Raw genomic sequence first — 13,086 nt, forward strand, 5'->3', positions numbered from 1 at the left:
GCGGCGAGATGAGCGACGAGCAGCAGCAGGCCTCGGAGCGGGACGAGGCGTCCAAGCGTGACGAGATGGACGACGTCCAGGAGCGGCTCGACGCCGACTCCGAGGGCGACGGGCTGGCCGCGGAGGCGGACCGCGGAGAGGAGACCGGGCTCGCCGAGGGGTGAGCGTCAGCCCCGGGCGTGCGTGTAGACGATGTGCAGGTCGCACTGCGCCTTGCGGGCGACCTCGGTCGCGATGCTGCCGAGGATCCGCGACGCGCCCTGCACCCGCTTGTTGCCGACCACGATCATGTCGGCGTCGACGCTGGTCGCGACCTCGAGCAGCGCGTCGGCAGGCTTGCCGCCCGCTGCCTGCGCGGAGACGTCGAGGTTCGGGTAGACGTTGAGCAGGCGCGCGATCGTCTGCTCGGCCACCTGGGTGGCCGGCTCGACGGTCGTGAAGACCAGGTCGCGGTCCTCGGTGATGCGCTCGACCTCGTAGTTGCCGTAGGCACACACGACGCGGAGCTCGGCGTCCAGAGCCACCGCCAGACGTGCTGCCGCCAGAGCGGCCTGCGCGGCCGGCTCGCTTCCGTCGACTCCGACGACGATGACGCCCATGGTGTGCTCCCTCAGTGAGTCCGATGCGAACGCGCCGAGCCTAGCGCCATGCGTCAGCGGCTGTACTCCTCCTCGGTGACCGGGTCCAGCCAGGTGACGACCCGGCCCTGCTCGTCCGCCTCGTTGAGGGCGACGTGTGCCATGAACCGGTCCGGCGTGGCACCGTGCCAATGCTCCTCGCCGGGAGCGATGAACACGACGTCCCCGGGACGGATCTCCTGCACCGCCTCGCCGCGGGTGCCGACGTAGCCGATGCCGTCGGTGACGTACAGGGTCTGGCCCTTGGGATGGGTGTGCCAGACGGTACGGGCGCCCGGGGTGAATCGGACGTGGGCGCAGCTGAGTGGGGAGTCCTCACTCGGGCTCTGCACGCCGTCGATGTAGACGGCGCCGGTGAACCAGTCGGCGGGGCCGGTGGCGGTCGTTCCGCTGCTCTGGACGTACTTCATGGTGGCTTCTCCTGTGCTGTCGCGGTGGTGGTGTCAGCGGTCGCTGACTCGGATGAGGGCCTTGATCGCGCGGCGTTCGTCCATCGCGGCGTACGCCTCGGCGATGTGGTCCAGGTCGGTGGTGAGGTCGAAGACCCGGCCCGGGTCGATGGAGCCGTCGAGGACCGCCGCGAGCAGCTGCGGCTGGTAGGCGCGTGCCGGTGCAGGGCCGCCGCGCATGCCGACGTTGCGGTAGAACGTGCCCTCCGCGTCGACCACGGCGTCGTGCGGGACACCCACCCGCCCCACGATCGCGCCGGCCTTCGCGATGGCGAACGCGGTCTCGGTGGACTCCGTGGTCCCGACACACTCCAGCACGGCGTCCGCGCCGTAGCCATCGGTCAGGTCGTGGAGTGCCCTGACGGCGGCCTCGCCACGGACGGTGATGACGTCGGTGGCGCCCCACTCACGGGCCAGGGCGTGCCGGCTCTCGTGGGTGCTGGCCAGCACGATGATGCGCGCCGCGCCCAGCAGCCGAGCCGCGAGGACGCCGCAGAGGCCGACCGCTCCGTCGCCGACCACGGCGACGGTGTCGCCGGACGTGACCCCTGCGCTGACCGCCGCGTGGTAGCCGGTGCTCATCACGTCAGTCAGGGCGAGCAGCGACGCCATCGTCTTCTCGTCGAACGCTGCGCCCGGCACCGTGAGCAGGGTGCCGTCGGCATGGGGAACGCGGACGTACTCGGCCTGACCGCCATCGCCCTCACCGCCTTGGCCGAAGAAGCCGCCGTGGACGCAGGCGGTGTGGAAGCCGCTCTGGCAGTTCTTGCAGGTGCCGTCGCTCCAGGAGAACGGCGAGATGACGAAGTCGCCGACCGCCAGGTCGTCGACGCCGTCTCCGATCTGGTCGACCACGCCGATGAACTCGTGACCGACGCCGCCGTGGCTCAGCTCGGAGATCCCGCGATAGAACCACAGGTCGGATCCGCAGACGCACGCCATGACGACACGTACGACGGCGTCGGTCGGCTCGACGATCGTGGGCTTGGGGCGGTCCTCGACGACGATCTGTCGCTCGCCCTTGAAGATTGCTGCCTTCATCATTCGTCCTTCTGTTGTGGGGGCGCCCGGACCGCGGACCGGGGGTCCGCCGGGTCGTGCGCTCGGGTGGTGGGTGGCTGGTGGTTCAGCGCCTCGAGCCGCGCTTGAGCTCGTCGGCGAGGGTGCGAGCCTCGGTCGTGAGCAGTGCGGTGCGCGCGTCATCGCCTGCCCGCACCGCGTCCCAGTAGTCGATCTTCAAAGCGACGTACCGTCGGCGCAGCGCGATCTGCTCGGCCTCGGCAGCGAGCCGCAGCTCCTGTTCCCGCAGCAGCTGCATCTGCTCGGTGGCGGCCGCAGGTCCGAGCAGGCCGTTCTCGACGTACGTGCGCATGTCGCCGACGGACATGCCCGTGGCAGCGAGGCAGGCGACCCACATGATCTGGTCGAGGTCGTCCTCGTCGTAGACGCGGTGCTTGCTGCTGGCTCCGCGGCTGACAGGTGCGATGACGCCGATCGACTCGTAGTAGCGCAGCGTGCTCGCCGGGAGCCCCGTCAGGGCTGCCGCCTCCTTGATCGTGTAGCTGCGCTGCGTCGTCCTCGAAGTCACTCTGACGACCGTAGGAACTTCAAGTACTTGAAGTCAAAGGTCGTGCCGATCACACCTCAGAGTCGGGTGGCCGCGCGGACCAGGCCGGCCACGGCGGGCGAGGTGCTGTGGGGCGGCCACGCGATCACGGTGGTGACCTGCGGGGCGTCCGACAGGGGGACCACCGCCAGCCCCTCGCGCATGTTCGCGCGTGCGGAGTCGGGCAGCATGATCGCGGCGCGACCCAGTCGTACGAGCTGCAGCACCTGGGTCAGGTCGCGCAGCTCCGGACCGGGGCCGTCGGGGTAGCTGCCGTCCAGGTGCGGCCAGCGGGGGAGCGGCAGGCCGGGGATCGACGCCGCCTCGGCGGCGGTGATCGAGCTCCGGGCGCTGACGGGGTGTCCGGCCGGCAGGATCAGCACCTGGTCCTCGACGGTCAGGGTCTCGACGTCGAAGCCGCTCAGGTCGTCGAAGGGCCGGTGCAGGAGCGCGACGTCCGCGCGTCCGTCGCGCAGCATCAGCGCCTGGTGGCCGGGCGGGCTCAGCACCACCTCGACCTCGACGGCGTCGGGCTCGGCGGCGTACGCGTCGAGGAGCTTGGCCATCAGCTCGCTGGACGCGCCGGCCTTGGCCGTCAGCACGACCGAGGGGCGGCGGGCCGTCTCGACGGTACGGCGGGTGCGGCGCTCGGCGGCCTCGACCGCGGCGAGCGCTGCGCGTCCCTCGCGCAGGAGGGTCTCGCCCGCGCTCGTGAGCGTCACACCGCGTGGCGTCCGGTCGAACAGGCGCGCGCCGAGACGACGCTCGAGCTGGGCGATGGCGCGCGACAGCGGCGGCTGCGCCATACCGAGCCGCTCGGCCGCCCGTCCGATGTGCGACTCCTCGGCGACAGCGACGAAGTAGCGCAGCTCCCGGGTCTCCACGTCGCCGACACTACGCCGCTCACCTGGGTTCATACCGGCTAGGTATCCGATCCGACCTGATCGGTCTTGGAACCGTGCCCCTGCATCGACGCAGGATCGAGACATGGCACAGGACACCACTGACAAGAACATCGCGCTGGTCACCGGCGCGAACAAGGGCATCGGCTACGAGATCGCGGCCGGCCTGGCCCGGCGCGGGTTCCGGGTCGGCGTCGGCGCACGCGACGCCGGCCGGCGTGAGGATGCCGTGAGCAAGCTGCGGGCCGAGGGACTCGACGTCTTCGGCGTACCGCTGGACGTGACGGACGACGCCAGCGTCGCCGCCGCGGCCTCGCAGCTGGAGGAGGAGGGCGGGCTGGACGTGCTGGTCAACAACGCCGCCATCACCGGCGGCATGCCGCAGGAGCCGACCAGGGTCAGCGCCGAGCAGGTGCTCGCCGTCGTCGACACCAACGTGGTCGGCGTCATCCGGGTCACGAACGCGATGCTGCCGCTGCTGCGGCGGTCCGCGTCGCCGCGCATCGTCAACGTCTCGAGCACGGTCGGCTCGCTCACCCTCCAGACCGCCCAGGCGGAGGCGGTCGGACCGATCTCGGCGGCGTACTCCCCGACGAAGAGCTACCTCAACGCGATCACGATCCAGTACGCCAAGGAGCTCGCCGAGACCGGCATCCTGATCAACGCCGGCTGCCCCGGCTACGTCGCGACCGACCTCAACAACCACCAGGGGTTCCGGACGCCGGAGCAGGGTGCCGCGATCTTCCTCGAGCTCGCGACGCTGCCCGATGGCGGCCCGAGCGGGACCTTCCGCGACGAGACCGGCATCCAGCCCTGGTAGGAGGTCAGGCTCCGTCCTCGGTGAGACTGGCGGTCGGCAGCCAGTCGGCCCCGAGGAGCTGAGCGACGTCGGCGAGGCCGGTGGTGTCGCTGCCGACGGCGTCGGAGGCGGCGGCGATGCGCTCCACCATCACCTTGCCGACCTGCTCCTCGACGGTGCCTTCGGCGTAGGCGATGTGCCATGGCGAGACCTGGTGGTCACGGTGGGTGCGGCCGGTGACCTGGCGCCCGGCGATGCCGGAGAAGCGGGCCTGGTGGAAGACGCCGACGCGCGGCTCGGTGCTCGCCTGGCGGCCGTCGGCAAGGGTCTCGCCGGCGTGCAGACTGATCGAGGCGACGGTGGTGAAGACGCAGACCTTCGCCTGCCCGGTCTGGAAGCGGAGCCGCTCGGCCTCGGCGTCGAACCGGTCGCGGCCGTAGATGGTGGCGACCTCGATCCCGGAGTCACGCAACCGGTCGGCGATCGGGTCGGCGGCGGTCGCGACGAACTCCACCGAGCAGGCCACCTGTCGCTCGGCCTGGACCTGCTGGGCGATCCAGTCGACCGTCGAGTCGACGCGGATGAGGCCGGCCTTCTGCCGGAAGCGCAGCAGTGCGGCGCGTCCCTTGGCGACGTTGCGGCCGCGCCGGGCGATGTCCATCTCGCGACAGAACGCGCCCCACTCGGCCTCGTACGCCTCGCGCTCCTGCAGGCTGAGCGTCACGGGCATCCCGGCGATCGGCACCGGGCCCCAGGGGGCCGCACGGTGCAGCATCGCGGGCGGTCGCTCCTCGTCGAGCCAGCCGCGCACCAGCTTGAGGTCAGCGGCGCGGCGCGCAGGGTCGGTGGTCCACGACGCGCCGTACCGGCCCTGCTCCACCCCGACGCCGTGGCGCTCGAGCGCGGAGGCGAAGCTGTCGGCCGGCCGGGTCGCGGAGGTCCACTCCGTCATCGGCTCGCCGAGGATCTGCGCGTACGCCGGCGCGAGGTAGGGCAGCTCGAGGGGCGTGTGACCGGGCGTGGCGGTGGTGGCGATGACGAACGGCGCCCGGTCGTGCGGCTTCCCGTGCCCCGAGATCCGCGCCCAGAGCTTCCAGCGCTTCGTGGTCGTACGGCGGAGCGCGTGGGCCTCGTCGGCGATGATCACGTCCCAGGTGTGGTCCACGACCTTCTCGAGCCGGTCCCAGGTGATGACGACCCACTCGAGGCCGCCGTCGCCGAGTGCCGTGATCGTGCGGCACCAGTGGCCGATCGTGATCGCAGCGGGGCGATCGGCGACGACCAGCACGCGGCGCGCCCGGCGGAGGTCGCCGACGGCGGTCGCGCCGAGGACGGCCGAGATCGTCTTGCCGACACCGGGCTCGTCGGCCAGCAGGAACATCCGGCCCCCGGCCGCAGCGCGCTCCGCGATCGCATCGGCCGCCTCGAACTGGATCCGCCTCGGCTCGAGGCTCTCGGTCGCCGCGGGGCTCGGGGACGGGCTGTCGGGGTTGAGGATGTTCTCGATGAAGCGGCCGAGCGTGTGCGGGCCGGGCGCGTACGGCTGCAGATGACTCGGCAGCGCGCGACCCACGAAGAGGTGCGTCTTGACCGCCGGGTGCCAGCTCGCGCCGTCGACCTGCGTGCCGTACGGGACGTCGAGCACCCACAGGCGCTCACCCGGTCCGACGAACGGCAGCGGCCGCTGCGCCCCGCTCGTGCGCGCGCCCGAGCTGCGGCGGCGGGGGCTGGAACGGCGAGGAGGCACGCCCGGACGTTACAGGTGCCCGCGCGCTGGAGGGAGGCGCCTCGCCACGGTGCTCAGGAGACGGGGCCGGGGCCACCGGCTGCGGGCCGGCCGGGCGGCGCGGGGACGTCGTCGGGAACCTGCTGGGGTCCTGCCTCGGCCGGTCTGGCCTCGTCCTCGTGGTGGAGCCGGACGGCGAGGAGGGCGACGTCGTCGTCGGGACGTCCGGGCAGCATGCGGACCAACAGCTCGTCGCAGAGATCCTCGAGAGGCAGACCCTCGCCGACGAGCTCGGTCAGGGCCGCCGCAAGCCGCTCGATTCCCTCGTCGATGACCTCACCGCGACGCTCGATCAAGCCGTCGGTGTAGAAGAGCAGTGTGCTGCCTCGTCGCAGCGTCGCCACCTGTTCGTCGCGGGGAAGATCGAGGTCGAGCCCCAACAGCACGTTCGAACGGCGGCCCCACAGCACCTGGGTGCGTGGCGCGTCGTCGTCGCTGTCGGGATGCGCGACGACGATGGGCGGCGGGTGGCCCGCGTTGGACCAGCGCAGTCGCGTCCGGCCCTGGGCGCGCTCCTCGGGAGTCTGCTCGAGGCGTGCCACGGTGGTGGAGGCGGTGATCTTGATCATCAGCCGCGCCATCGCCTGGTCGACCTGGGTCAGCAGCGCGGCGGGTCCCGCATCGGTGACCGCCGCGATCCCGCGAAGCATGTTGCGCAGCTGTCCCATCGCAGCGGCAGCAGCGGTGTCGTGGCCGAGCACGTCGCCGATGACGACGACCGTGGCTCCTTCCGGCTGCATGAACGAGTCGTACCAGTCGCCGCCGACCTGGGCCACCTCGGCGGCAGGCAGGTAACGCACTGCGATCTGCAGGTGGTCGGGCTCGGGCGGCGGCGTCATCATGCTGCGCTGGAGCTCCTCGGCCAGATCACGTTGGCTCGCGTAGAGGCGCGCGTTGTCGAGTGCCAGGCCGGCGCGATCGCCGAGCTCCTTGAGAACGGCCACGGTCTCGGGAGTGAACGGACCGGTCTCGAGGTCGCGGAAGACCGTCATGAGACCGAGGGTGCGGCCGCGCGCCCGGAGCGGCACCACGACGGCGGCGCCGGGAGCCAGCTCCAGACACAGGTCCCTCGCCTCACCCGGCGCCAACACGGTGGCGATCGCCTCGTACGCGTTCTCGTTGATCACGATCGGGGCGGTCGCACGCAGCGCCCCGGCCAGGAACGAGGTCTCGCTCAGTGACGGCAGGCGCGTCTGCGCGTAGCGCTCGACCAGGTGCCGCTTCCCCTCCTCGGCGTGCCAGCAGCCGGCGTCGCGCAAGCCGCGCCGCCAGTCGTCGCTCGATGGCTTGCCGCGGTCGGCGAGGGTGACCACGCTCCACTGGCCGAGGGCAGGCACGACGATCCGGGCGAGACGACGCACTGCCGTGTCCGGCTCCCAGGTGTCCGCCATCGCGGCGCTGGCCTCCGCCAGCAGGGCGGCGCGGCTGCTCGCCCGATCGAGGGCCTCCTGAGCGGCGTGGCGAGCGGTGATGTCGACGAAGTAGACCGAGAGGCCCTCGGGGGTGGGCCACCCGCGGACCTCGTAGCGCGCGTCCAGGGGTGGCGGGTAGGAGGCCTCGAACGTCACGGGTTCGCCCGTGTCCATGGCGTGGCGGTACTGCTGCTCGAACTCGGTGCCCACCGCGGCCGGGAAGGCCTCCCAGATCACCCTGCCGACGAAGTCCACTCCGATGGCTCCCAGGAGCCGCTTCGCCTCGCCGTTCGCGTAGGTGAAGCGCCAGGTGCGATCGAGGCTGAAGAACGCCGTCGGCATCGACTCGAGCACCCTGGCGACGCGTGTCTCCTCCTGCTGCACCGCTGTCGTGTCGGAGGCCGCGCCGAGGAGCCGCACGGTCCGACCGTCGGGGCCGGCGAGTGCTCGGCCGCGGGCCGCGATCCACCGGACCTCGCCCGAGGGCAGCACGACCCGGTACTCCGCGTCGTAGGCGCCGGCCGTCTCGATGGCATGGGCGAGGGCGTCGGACACCCGCTGCCGGTCGTCCGGGTGCACGCAGGCCGTGAACGCCTCGATCGTCCCACCGAAGGTGTCGTGGTCGAGCCCGAACAGCCGCAGGAGCCGCTCGTCCCAGTGCAGCTTCCCGGTGACGAGATCCCAGTCGAAGGCCCCGACCCCGCCGGCGTCGATCGCCAGCTGCCAGATGATCCGCTCACCTTCATAGCTGGACTCCAGCGAGCTCAGCTCCAGCTCCACCGAGACCGACTGCGCGAGCGACTCGAGGACGCCCTCCTCCTCGACCGTCCAGGACCGAGGCGTCTCCTCGAAGACACACAGCGCGCCCACCACGACGCCGGCGACGCGCAGGGGCACGCCGAGGTAGGCGCCCAGCACGCCGTGCGTGACGGCCGGGAGATCGGCCACGCGGGGGTCGATCGCGGCATCCGCGATCCGCAGCGGCTCGCCGTCCGATGCGACGCGGGCGCACAGGGACTGCGTCACCGGGATCCTCCCCGGTAGCGTGACGGCACGGCCGGCAGCACCGACGACGTGCTGCTCCTCGTCGATCAGGGAGATCTGCGCTGCCGACGCGCTCATGATGCGAGCGGCGAGCTCACTCAGGCGGTCGAGCGCGGCGATGCGTCCGCGCCCCTGCTCGCGGCCCTCGTAGCCGAGAGTGTCCCAGCGCATCTCGTCGGCATCGCGCGCGTCAGCAGGGCCTGACCGGCCGTCGGCCGGATCCTCCGCCATGACGGACCTCGTTCCGACCTCGTACGGCTTGCCGCGCCCTGGCGCGGTACCCCTGGTGGACGTATCGTCGCACAGCCCTGGCAACGTCGTGGTCGCTTCGGCCACCAGGTAGCCGACGCGACGGCACACGGTCGCGGCGCCCGATGCTGGCGCCGAGGACAGCGAAGGAGGTGCGGATGGAGGAGCTGCTCACCGTGGGTCACGGTACGGCGGACGCCGAGGCGCTGGTCGACCTGCTGACGTCGGCTGGCGTCGGCCTGATCGTCGACGTACGCCGCTTCCCCGGGAGTCGACGCGATCCCAGCGTCGCTCGCGACGCGCTGCGTGAGCGACTGCCCGCCGCGGGCATCGCCTACCGGTGGGAGGAGCGCCTCGGCGGCCGGCGCCGCGTCCCGGCGGGTCGCGAGGGGGAGCTCGACGGCTGGTGGCGCGTGGAGGCATTCCGGGCGTACGCGGCGTACATGCGCACCGAGCCGTTCCGCGCCGGGCTCGACGAGCTGGTCGCCCACCCCGGCGACAGCCGCGTCGCGATCATGTGCAGCGAGACCCTCTGGTGGCGCTGCCATCGACGCCTGGTGAGCGACGCGGCGAGCCTGCTGCATCAGGTCCCCGTCCGGCACCTCGCCCACGATGGCAGCGAGACGCCGCACCCGCCCTCGGCGGGGGCACGGTCGATCGACGGCAGGCTCTACTACCCGGCGATCCCGGCGGGGGAGTAGCCCTCACCCGGTGGGGTCGCCGAGGAGGTCCCACTGGTTGCCCCAGGGATCGCGGAAGACGCAGACGCGCCCGTAGGGCTCCTCGCGGACCGGGCGGACGAGCTCGCAACCGGCGTCGCCGAGGCGCGCGAGTGTCGCGTCGAAGTCCCGGACGCGGAGGAAGAGGCCGACCCGGCCGGCGAACTGGTTGCCGATCGCGGCGACCTGCTCCGGCCCGTCCGCGCGGGCGAGCACGAGTCCCGCACCGCCGTCGGCCGGGCGTACGACCACCCAGCGCTTCGGGCGTCCGTCGGTGGTCAACGACGGCGCGTCCTCCGCGAGCTCGAAGCCAAGGGTCTCGTTGAAGAAGGCGATCGCCGCGTCGTAGTCGTCGATGATGAGTGAGAAGAGCTCCAAGGGCACCCCCGGACGCTATCGACCCTGGACGACAGGTCCTAGCCTCGGACCATGGCCACTGCAGAAGGAACGTTCGAGGTCCGCATCGAGCCCGTCGAGCACGACCAGGCCGGCATCGGCCGGATGAGCCTCGCCAAGACGTGGAGCGGCGATCTGTCGGGCACCGGAGTCGGCACCCTGCTCTCCGCCGGCGACCCGTCCGCGGGGGAGGCCGGCTACGTCGCGCTCGAGACCGTCGACGGGACGCTGGCCGGCAAGCGCGGCTCGTTCGCCTTCCAGCAGCTCGGCACCATGCACGCCGGCGACCAGGCACTCCAGTACGCGATCGTCCCCGGCTCGGGGACCGGCGCGCTCACCGGGATCACGGGCACCCTGCGCCTCGAGATCGTCGAGGGCGAGCACCGCTACGTGCTGACCTACGAGCTGGACTGAGCCGTACCGCCCGGCCGGTAGCGTGGAGCACGTGATGTCCACGTCTCTGGCCCTCCTGCTCGGCAACCGCTTCGCCAGCGAGCTGCCCGAGCTGGCCCTGCCCTGGCAGGCCGAGGAGGCGCCGGCTCCGCAGGTCCTGGCGCTCAACGAGGCGCTGGCCGCGGAGCTCGGCCTCGACCCGGAGGCCCTGCGGGGGCCCGATGGCCTCGGACTGCTCACCGGCACCGTCCTGCCGACCGGCGCCACGCCGGTCGCGCAGGCCTACGCGGGCCACCAGTTCGGCGGGTACGCGCCGCGTCTCGGCGACGGGCGCGCGCTGCTGCTCGGTGAGCTGACCGATGGCGAGGGCCGGCTCCGGGACGTGCACCTCAAGGGGTCGGGCCGTACGCCGTTCGCGCGGGGCGGTGACGGCCGGGCGGCGGTGGGTCCGATGCTGAGGGAGTACGTGATGAGCGAGGCGATGCATGGGCTCGGCGTACCGACGACCCGCTCGCTGGCGGTCCTCGCCACCGGGCGCGACGTGCAGCGCGAGACCGTCCTGCCCGGCGCGGTGCTCACCCGGGTCGCGAGCAGCCACCTGCGGGTGGGCACCTTCCAGTTCGCCGCCTCCACCGGGGACCTCGCGCTGCTCCGCCGGTTGGCGGACCACGCCATCGAGCGGCATTACCCGGCCGCAGCCGCCGCGGAGCATCCGCACCGCGCGCTGTTGGACGCCGTCGCCACGGCGCAGGCAGACCTCGTCGCGCAGTGGCTGCTGCTCGGCTTCGTCCACGGCGTGATGAACACCGACAACATGACGATCTCCGGCGAGACCATCGACTACGGGCCATGCGCTTTCATGGAGGCCTACGAGCCGGCCACCGTCTTCAGCTCGATCGACCGGGGCGGGCGCTACGCCTACGGCAACCAGCCGCTCATCGCCCAGTGGAACCTCGCACGGCTCGCCGAGACGCTGCTCCCGCTGCTCGCCGAGGACCAGGACGCGGCCGTGGCGATCGCGATGGAGGCGCTGTCCGGCTTCCGGCAGCGGCACGACGCCACGTACGCGGCGGGGCTCCCCGCGAAGCTCGGCCTGCCCGCGGGGCTGGACGACGAGATCGCGTCCGGTCTCAGCGAGGAGTGGCTGAAGATCCTCCACGTCAACCACGTCGACTGGACCAGCGGCTTCCGTACTCTCGGTGCAGCGGCCCGCGGCGACGCCGAACCGCTGCGCGGGCTGGTGCTCGATCTGGTGGCGGTCGACGAGTGGCTCGCCCGCTGGCAGGCGCTCGATCCCGACGCCGCCCTGATGGACCGGACCAACCCCGTCTACATCCCGCGCAACCACCTGGTGGAGGAGGCGCTCGACGCGGCCACCGCCGGCGACCTCGCGCCGTTCGAGCGGCTCGTCGACGTCGTCAGGCACCCGTACGAGGAGCGCTCAGGTCTGGAGCGCTACGCCACGCCGGCACCGGACGACTTCGGGCACTACGTGACCTACTGCGGCACCTGACCGAGCGTCGGCACGCGGCGCGTGCGCAGCAGCGTCATCGCCGACACCACCGCGACCACGACCTCCGCGGCCACGGCGGGATAGCCGAGCGGCTCGGACCAGTTGCCGACGTCATCGCCGATCAGCGGCAGGCCGATCGTGCGCGAGGCGACGAACGCGACCACCGCCGCGAGGGTGACGGCGCCGGCGACGGCCCAGACGAGGGGCGTGTCGGCGATCACCAGCGCCAGCGCCAGGACCAGTGCTGCCGCCGACAGGGCGATGAAGAGCCAGCCGACGTACGGCGCCTCCTCGAGGTGCTCGCCCACCAGCGGCAGGTGGGTGCCTGCGGTGACGACGAGACCGAGGATCGCGGCCCCGCGGTCGGGGCTGTGCAGAGCGTGTTGCTTCATGACACTCACCTCCGGTGCCGGGGTGGACGCGCCGCCACGCGCCCACCCCGGCCGGCCCTCACTTGACGGAGAAGAACAGGAACAGGTTGGTCGGGATGGCCGCCGTGGTCCGGCCGGCCTTGATCTCCTTCTTGAGGAAGGCGGCCGAGCGGTGGTGGTTGATCTTCTTGTACTCGGCCTTGTCGGTCACGCCGACGACCTTCACGTCCCACCACTCCGGCTTGCCGTGGTTGCGGTCGGTGATGAAGTGGCTGTGGCCGGGGGTGGCCGCGTCCTTCAGCGCGTCGGTCAGCTGGGCGTCGCTCAGCTGCGGGTAGAGCGGCTTCAGGGCCGGCTCGAGCCGGGTGAGGTCGATGGTGCCGGGGTGGTCGACGCAGACCAGGCCCGACGGGCAGTCCATCGCGCGCTTCTTCACGTCGAAGCCGAGCGGGACGGTGATGAAGAGCGGGTCGTGGTGCTTCGAGGGAGCCGTCTTCCACTTGGCGCCGGCCTCGCAGCCGGTTGTCGCCGACGACGACACCGACGTGTCGCAGAAGTAGCCCTTGCTGTACGTGAAGCTCAGCGCCTTGCCGTCGTAGAACGCCTTGGTCATGCCGAACTCGTTGGTGCCGTGGCCCGACCCCATCGCCATCGCGGGGCTGGTCGCCGCCACGGTGGCACCGATGCCTCCCGCGAGCGCCATCACCGTGGCCGCAGCCGCGAGACGGGTCTTGCCGCTTCCGAACTTGCTCATCGCAATCTCCTCCGTCGTACTGGTTGGTGGATCTTCGGAAGTGGTTCGGAGCCGC

Annotated in this window: 15 protein-coding genes; 5 read left to right on the plus strand and 10 right to left on the minus strand. The window is 71.9% G+C overall.

Going from position 1 to position 13,086, the window contains the following annotated elements; all coding sequences use genetic code 11:
* Positions 1-8 precede the first annotated feature (8 nt).
* Positions 9-164, plus strand: coding sequence for a hypothetical protein (locus tag KSO98_RS17610; RefSeq protein ID WP_225287051.1), 156 nt, complete (start codon positions 9-11; stop codon positions 162-164).
* A gap of 3 nt (positions 165-167) precedes the next feature.
* On the opposite strand, the gene KSO98_RS17615 is transcribed toward KSO98_RS17610, so the two are convergent.
* The 5 genes from KSO98_RS17615 to KSO98_RS17635 all read right to left on the minus strand — a co-directional run bounded on the left by KSO98_RS17615 (position 168) and on the right by KSO98_RS17635 (position 3,577).
* On the minus strand, positions 168-599 hold the full coding sequence (locus tag KSO98_RS17615) for a universal stress protein (protein ID WP_225287052.1): 432 nt from the start codon (positions 597-599) through the stop codon (positions 168-170).
* Between the two features lie 53 nt (positions 600-652).
* The gene (locus tag KSO98_RS17620; RefSeq protein ID WP_225287053.1) at positions 653-1,048 is read right to left on the minus strand and encodes a (R)-mandelonitrile lyase; all 396 of its coding nucleotides are present in this window, start codon (positions 1,046-1,048) and stop codon (positions 653-655) included.
* A gap of 33 nt (positions 1,049-1,081) precedes the next feature.
* Positions 1,082-2,128 carry an alcohol dehydrogenase catalytic domain-containing protein gene (locus KSO98_RS17625; RefSeq protein WP_225287054.1) on the minus strand — a complete coding sequence of 349 codons (1,047 nt, stop codon included), beginning with the start codon at positions 2,126-2,128 and terminating at the stop codon, positions 1,082-1,084.
* Positions 2,129-2,213: 85 nt separating this feature from the next.
* On the minus strand, positions 2,214-2,675 hold the full coding sequence (locus KSO98_RS17630) for a MerR family transcriptional regulator (protein WP_225287055.1): 462 nt from the start codon (positions 2,673-2,675) through the stop codon (positions 2,214-2,216).
* A 56-nt stretch (positions 2,676-2,731) separates the two neighbouring features.
* Positions 2,732-3,577 carry a LysR family transcriptional regulator gene (locus KSO98_RS17635; RefSeq protein WP_308012789.1) on the minus strand — a complete coding sequence of 282 codons (846 nt, stop codon included), beginning with the start codon at positions 3,575-3,577 and terminating at the stop codon, positions 2,732-2,734.
* A 103-nt stretch (positions 3,578-3,680) separates the two neighbouring features.
* Here KSO98_RS17635 and KSO98_RS17645 point away from each other — a divergent pair, with 103 nt between their 5' ends.
* Complete coding sequence (locus KSO98_RS17645) at positions 3,681-4,415, plus strand: SDR family NAD(P)-dependent oxidoreductase (protein WP_225287057.1); 735 nt, start codon at positions 3,681-3,683, stop codon at positions 4,413-4,415.
* Positions 4,416-4,419: 4 nt separating this feature from the next.
* Here KSO98_RS17645 and KSO98_RS17650 read toward each other — a convergent pair whose 3' ends face one another.
* A complete protein-coding gene (locus KSO98_RS17650) occupies positions 4,420-6,141 on the minus strand; it encodes a DEAD/DEAH box helicase (protein ID WP_225287058.1) in 1,722 nt (573 codons plus the stop codon).
* Positions 6,142-6,194: 53 nt separating this feature from the next.
* Positions 6,195-8,867: a SpoIIE family protein phosphatase gene (locus tag KSO98_RS17655; protein WP_225287059.1), complete on the minus strand. Its 2,673-nt coding sequence runs from the start codon at positions 8,865-8,867 to the stop codon at positions 6,195-6,197.
* A 176-nt stretch (positions 8,868-9,043) separates the two neighbouring features.
* Here KSO98_RS17655 and KSO98_RS17660 point away from each other — a divergent pair, with 176 nt between their 5' ends.
* Positions 9,044-9,586: a DUF488 domain-containing protein gene (locus KSO98_RS17660; RefSeq protein ID WP_225287060.1), complete on the plus strand. Its 543-nt coding sequence runs from the start codon at positions 9,044-9,046 to the stop codon at positions 9,584-9,586.
* 3 nt (positions 9,587-9,589) lie between these two features.
* On the opposite strand, the gene KSO98_RS17665 is transcribed toward KSO98_RS17660, so the two are convergent.
* Positions 9,590-9,988, minus strand: a complete 399-nt coding sequence (locus KSO98_RS17665; RefSeq protein WP_225287061.1) for a VOC family protein — start codon at positions 9,986-9,988, stop codon at positions 9,590-9,592.
* A 45-nt stretch (positions 9,989-10,033) separates the two neighbouring features.
* Here KSO98_RS17665 and KSO98_RS17670 point away from each other — a divergent pair, with 45 nt between their 5' ends.
* Both KSO98_RS17670 and KSO98_RS17675 read left to right on the plus strand, forming a co-directional pair.
* Positions 10,034-10,414 (plus strand): DUF3224 domain-containing protein, encoded by a 381-nt coding sequence (locus KSO98_RS17670; protein ID WP_225287062.1) that lies wholly within the window; start codon positions 10,034-10,036, stop codon positions 10,412-10,414.
* A gap of 34 nt (positions 10,415-10,448) precedes the next feature.
* Positions 10,449-11,906: a protein adenylyltransferase SelO gene (locus tag KSO98_RS17675; RefSeq protein ID WP_225287097.1), complete on the plus strand. Its 1,458-nt coding sequence runs from the start codon at positions 10,449-10,451 to the stop codon at positions 11,904-11,906.
* On the opposite strand, the gene KSO98_RS17680 is transcribed toward KSO98_RS17675, so the two are convergent.
* Positions 11,891-12,298, minus strand: a complete 408-nt coding sequence (locus KSO98_RS17680) for a hypothetical protein (protein ID WP_225287063.1) — start codon at positions 12,296-12,298, stop codon at positions 11,891-11,893. The genes KSO98_RS17675 and KSO98_RS17680 overlap by 16 nt on opposite strands.
* A gap of 58 nt (positions 12,299-12,356) precedes the next feature.
* Positions 12,357-13,031 (minus strand): hypothetical protein, encoded by a 675-nt coding sequence (locus KSO98_RS17685; protein WP_225287064.1) that lies wholly within the window; start codon positions 13,029-13,031, stop codon positions 12,357-12,359.
* Between the last annotated feature and the right edge of the window lie 55 nt (positions 13,032-13,086).

The organism is Nocardioides nematodiphilus (assembly GCF_020216525.1).
Classification (GTDB): domain Bacteria; phylum Actinomycetota; class Actinomycetes; order Propionibacteriales; family Nocardioidaceae; genus Nocardioides; species Nocardioides nematodiphilus.

Excerpts from the sequence above, each read along its gene's own strand:
- KSO98_RS17615 (WP_225287052.1), bottom strand. The coding sequence starts at position 599 with ATGGGCGTCATCGTCGTCGGAGTCGACGGAAGCGAGCCGGCCGCGCAG.
- KSO98_RS17675 (WP_225287097.1), top strand. The coding sequence starts at position 10,449 with ATGTCCACGTCTCTGGCCCTCCTGCTCGGCAACCGCTTCGCCAGCGAG.
- KSO98_RS17670 (WP_225287062.1), top strand. The coding sequence starts at position 10,034 with ATGGCCACTGCAGAAGGAACGTTCGAGGTCCGCATCGAGCCCGTCGAG.
- KSO98_RS17625 (WP_225287054.1), bottom strand. The coding sequence starts at position 2,128 with ATGAAGGCAGCAATCTTCAAGGGCGAGCGACAGATCGTCGTCGAGGAC.
- KSO98_RS17620 (WP_225287053.1), bottom strand. The coding sequence starts at position 1,048 with ATGAAGTACGTCCAGAGCAGCGGAACGACCGCCACCGGCCCCGCCGAC.
- KSO98_RS17660 (WP_225287060.1), top strand. The coding sequence starts at position 9,044 with ATGGAGGAGCTGCTCACCGTGGGTCACGGTACGGCGGACGCCGAGGCG.
- KSO98_RS17655 (WP_225287059.1), bottom strand. The coding sequence starts at position 8,867 with ATGGCGGAGGATCCGGCCGACGGCCGGTCAGGCCCTGCTGACGCGCGC.
- KSO98_RS17645 (WP_225287057.1), top strand. The coding sequence starts at position 3,681 with ATGGCACAGGACACCACTGACAAGAACATCGCGCTGGTCACCGGCGCG.
- KSO98_RS17685 (WP_225287064.1), bottom strand. The coding sequence starts at position 13,031 with ATGAGCAAGTTCGGAAGCGGCAAGACCCGTCTCGCGGCTGCGGCCACG.
- KSO98_RS17680 (WP_225287063.1), bottom strand. The coding sequence starts at position 12,298 with ATGAAGCAACACGCTCTGCACAGCCCCGACCGCGGGGCCGCGATCCTC.
- KSO98_RS17610 (WP_225287051.1), top strand. The coding sequence starts at position 9 with ATGAGCGACGAGCAGCAGCAGGCCTCGGAGCGGGACGAGGCGTCCAAG.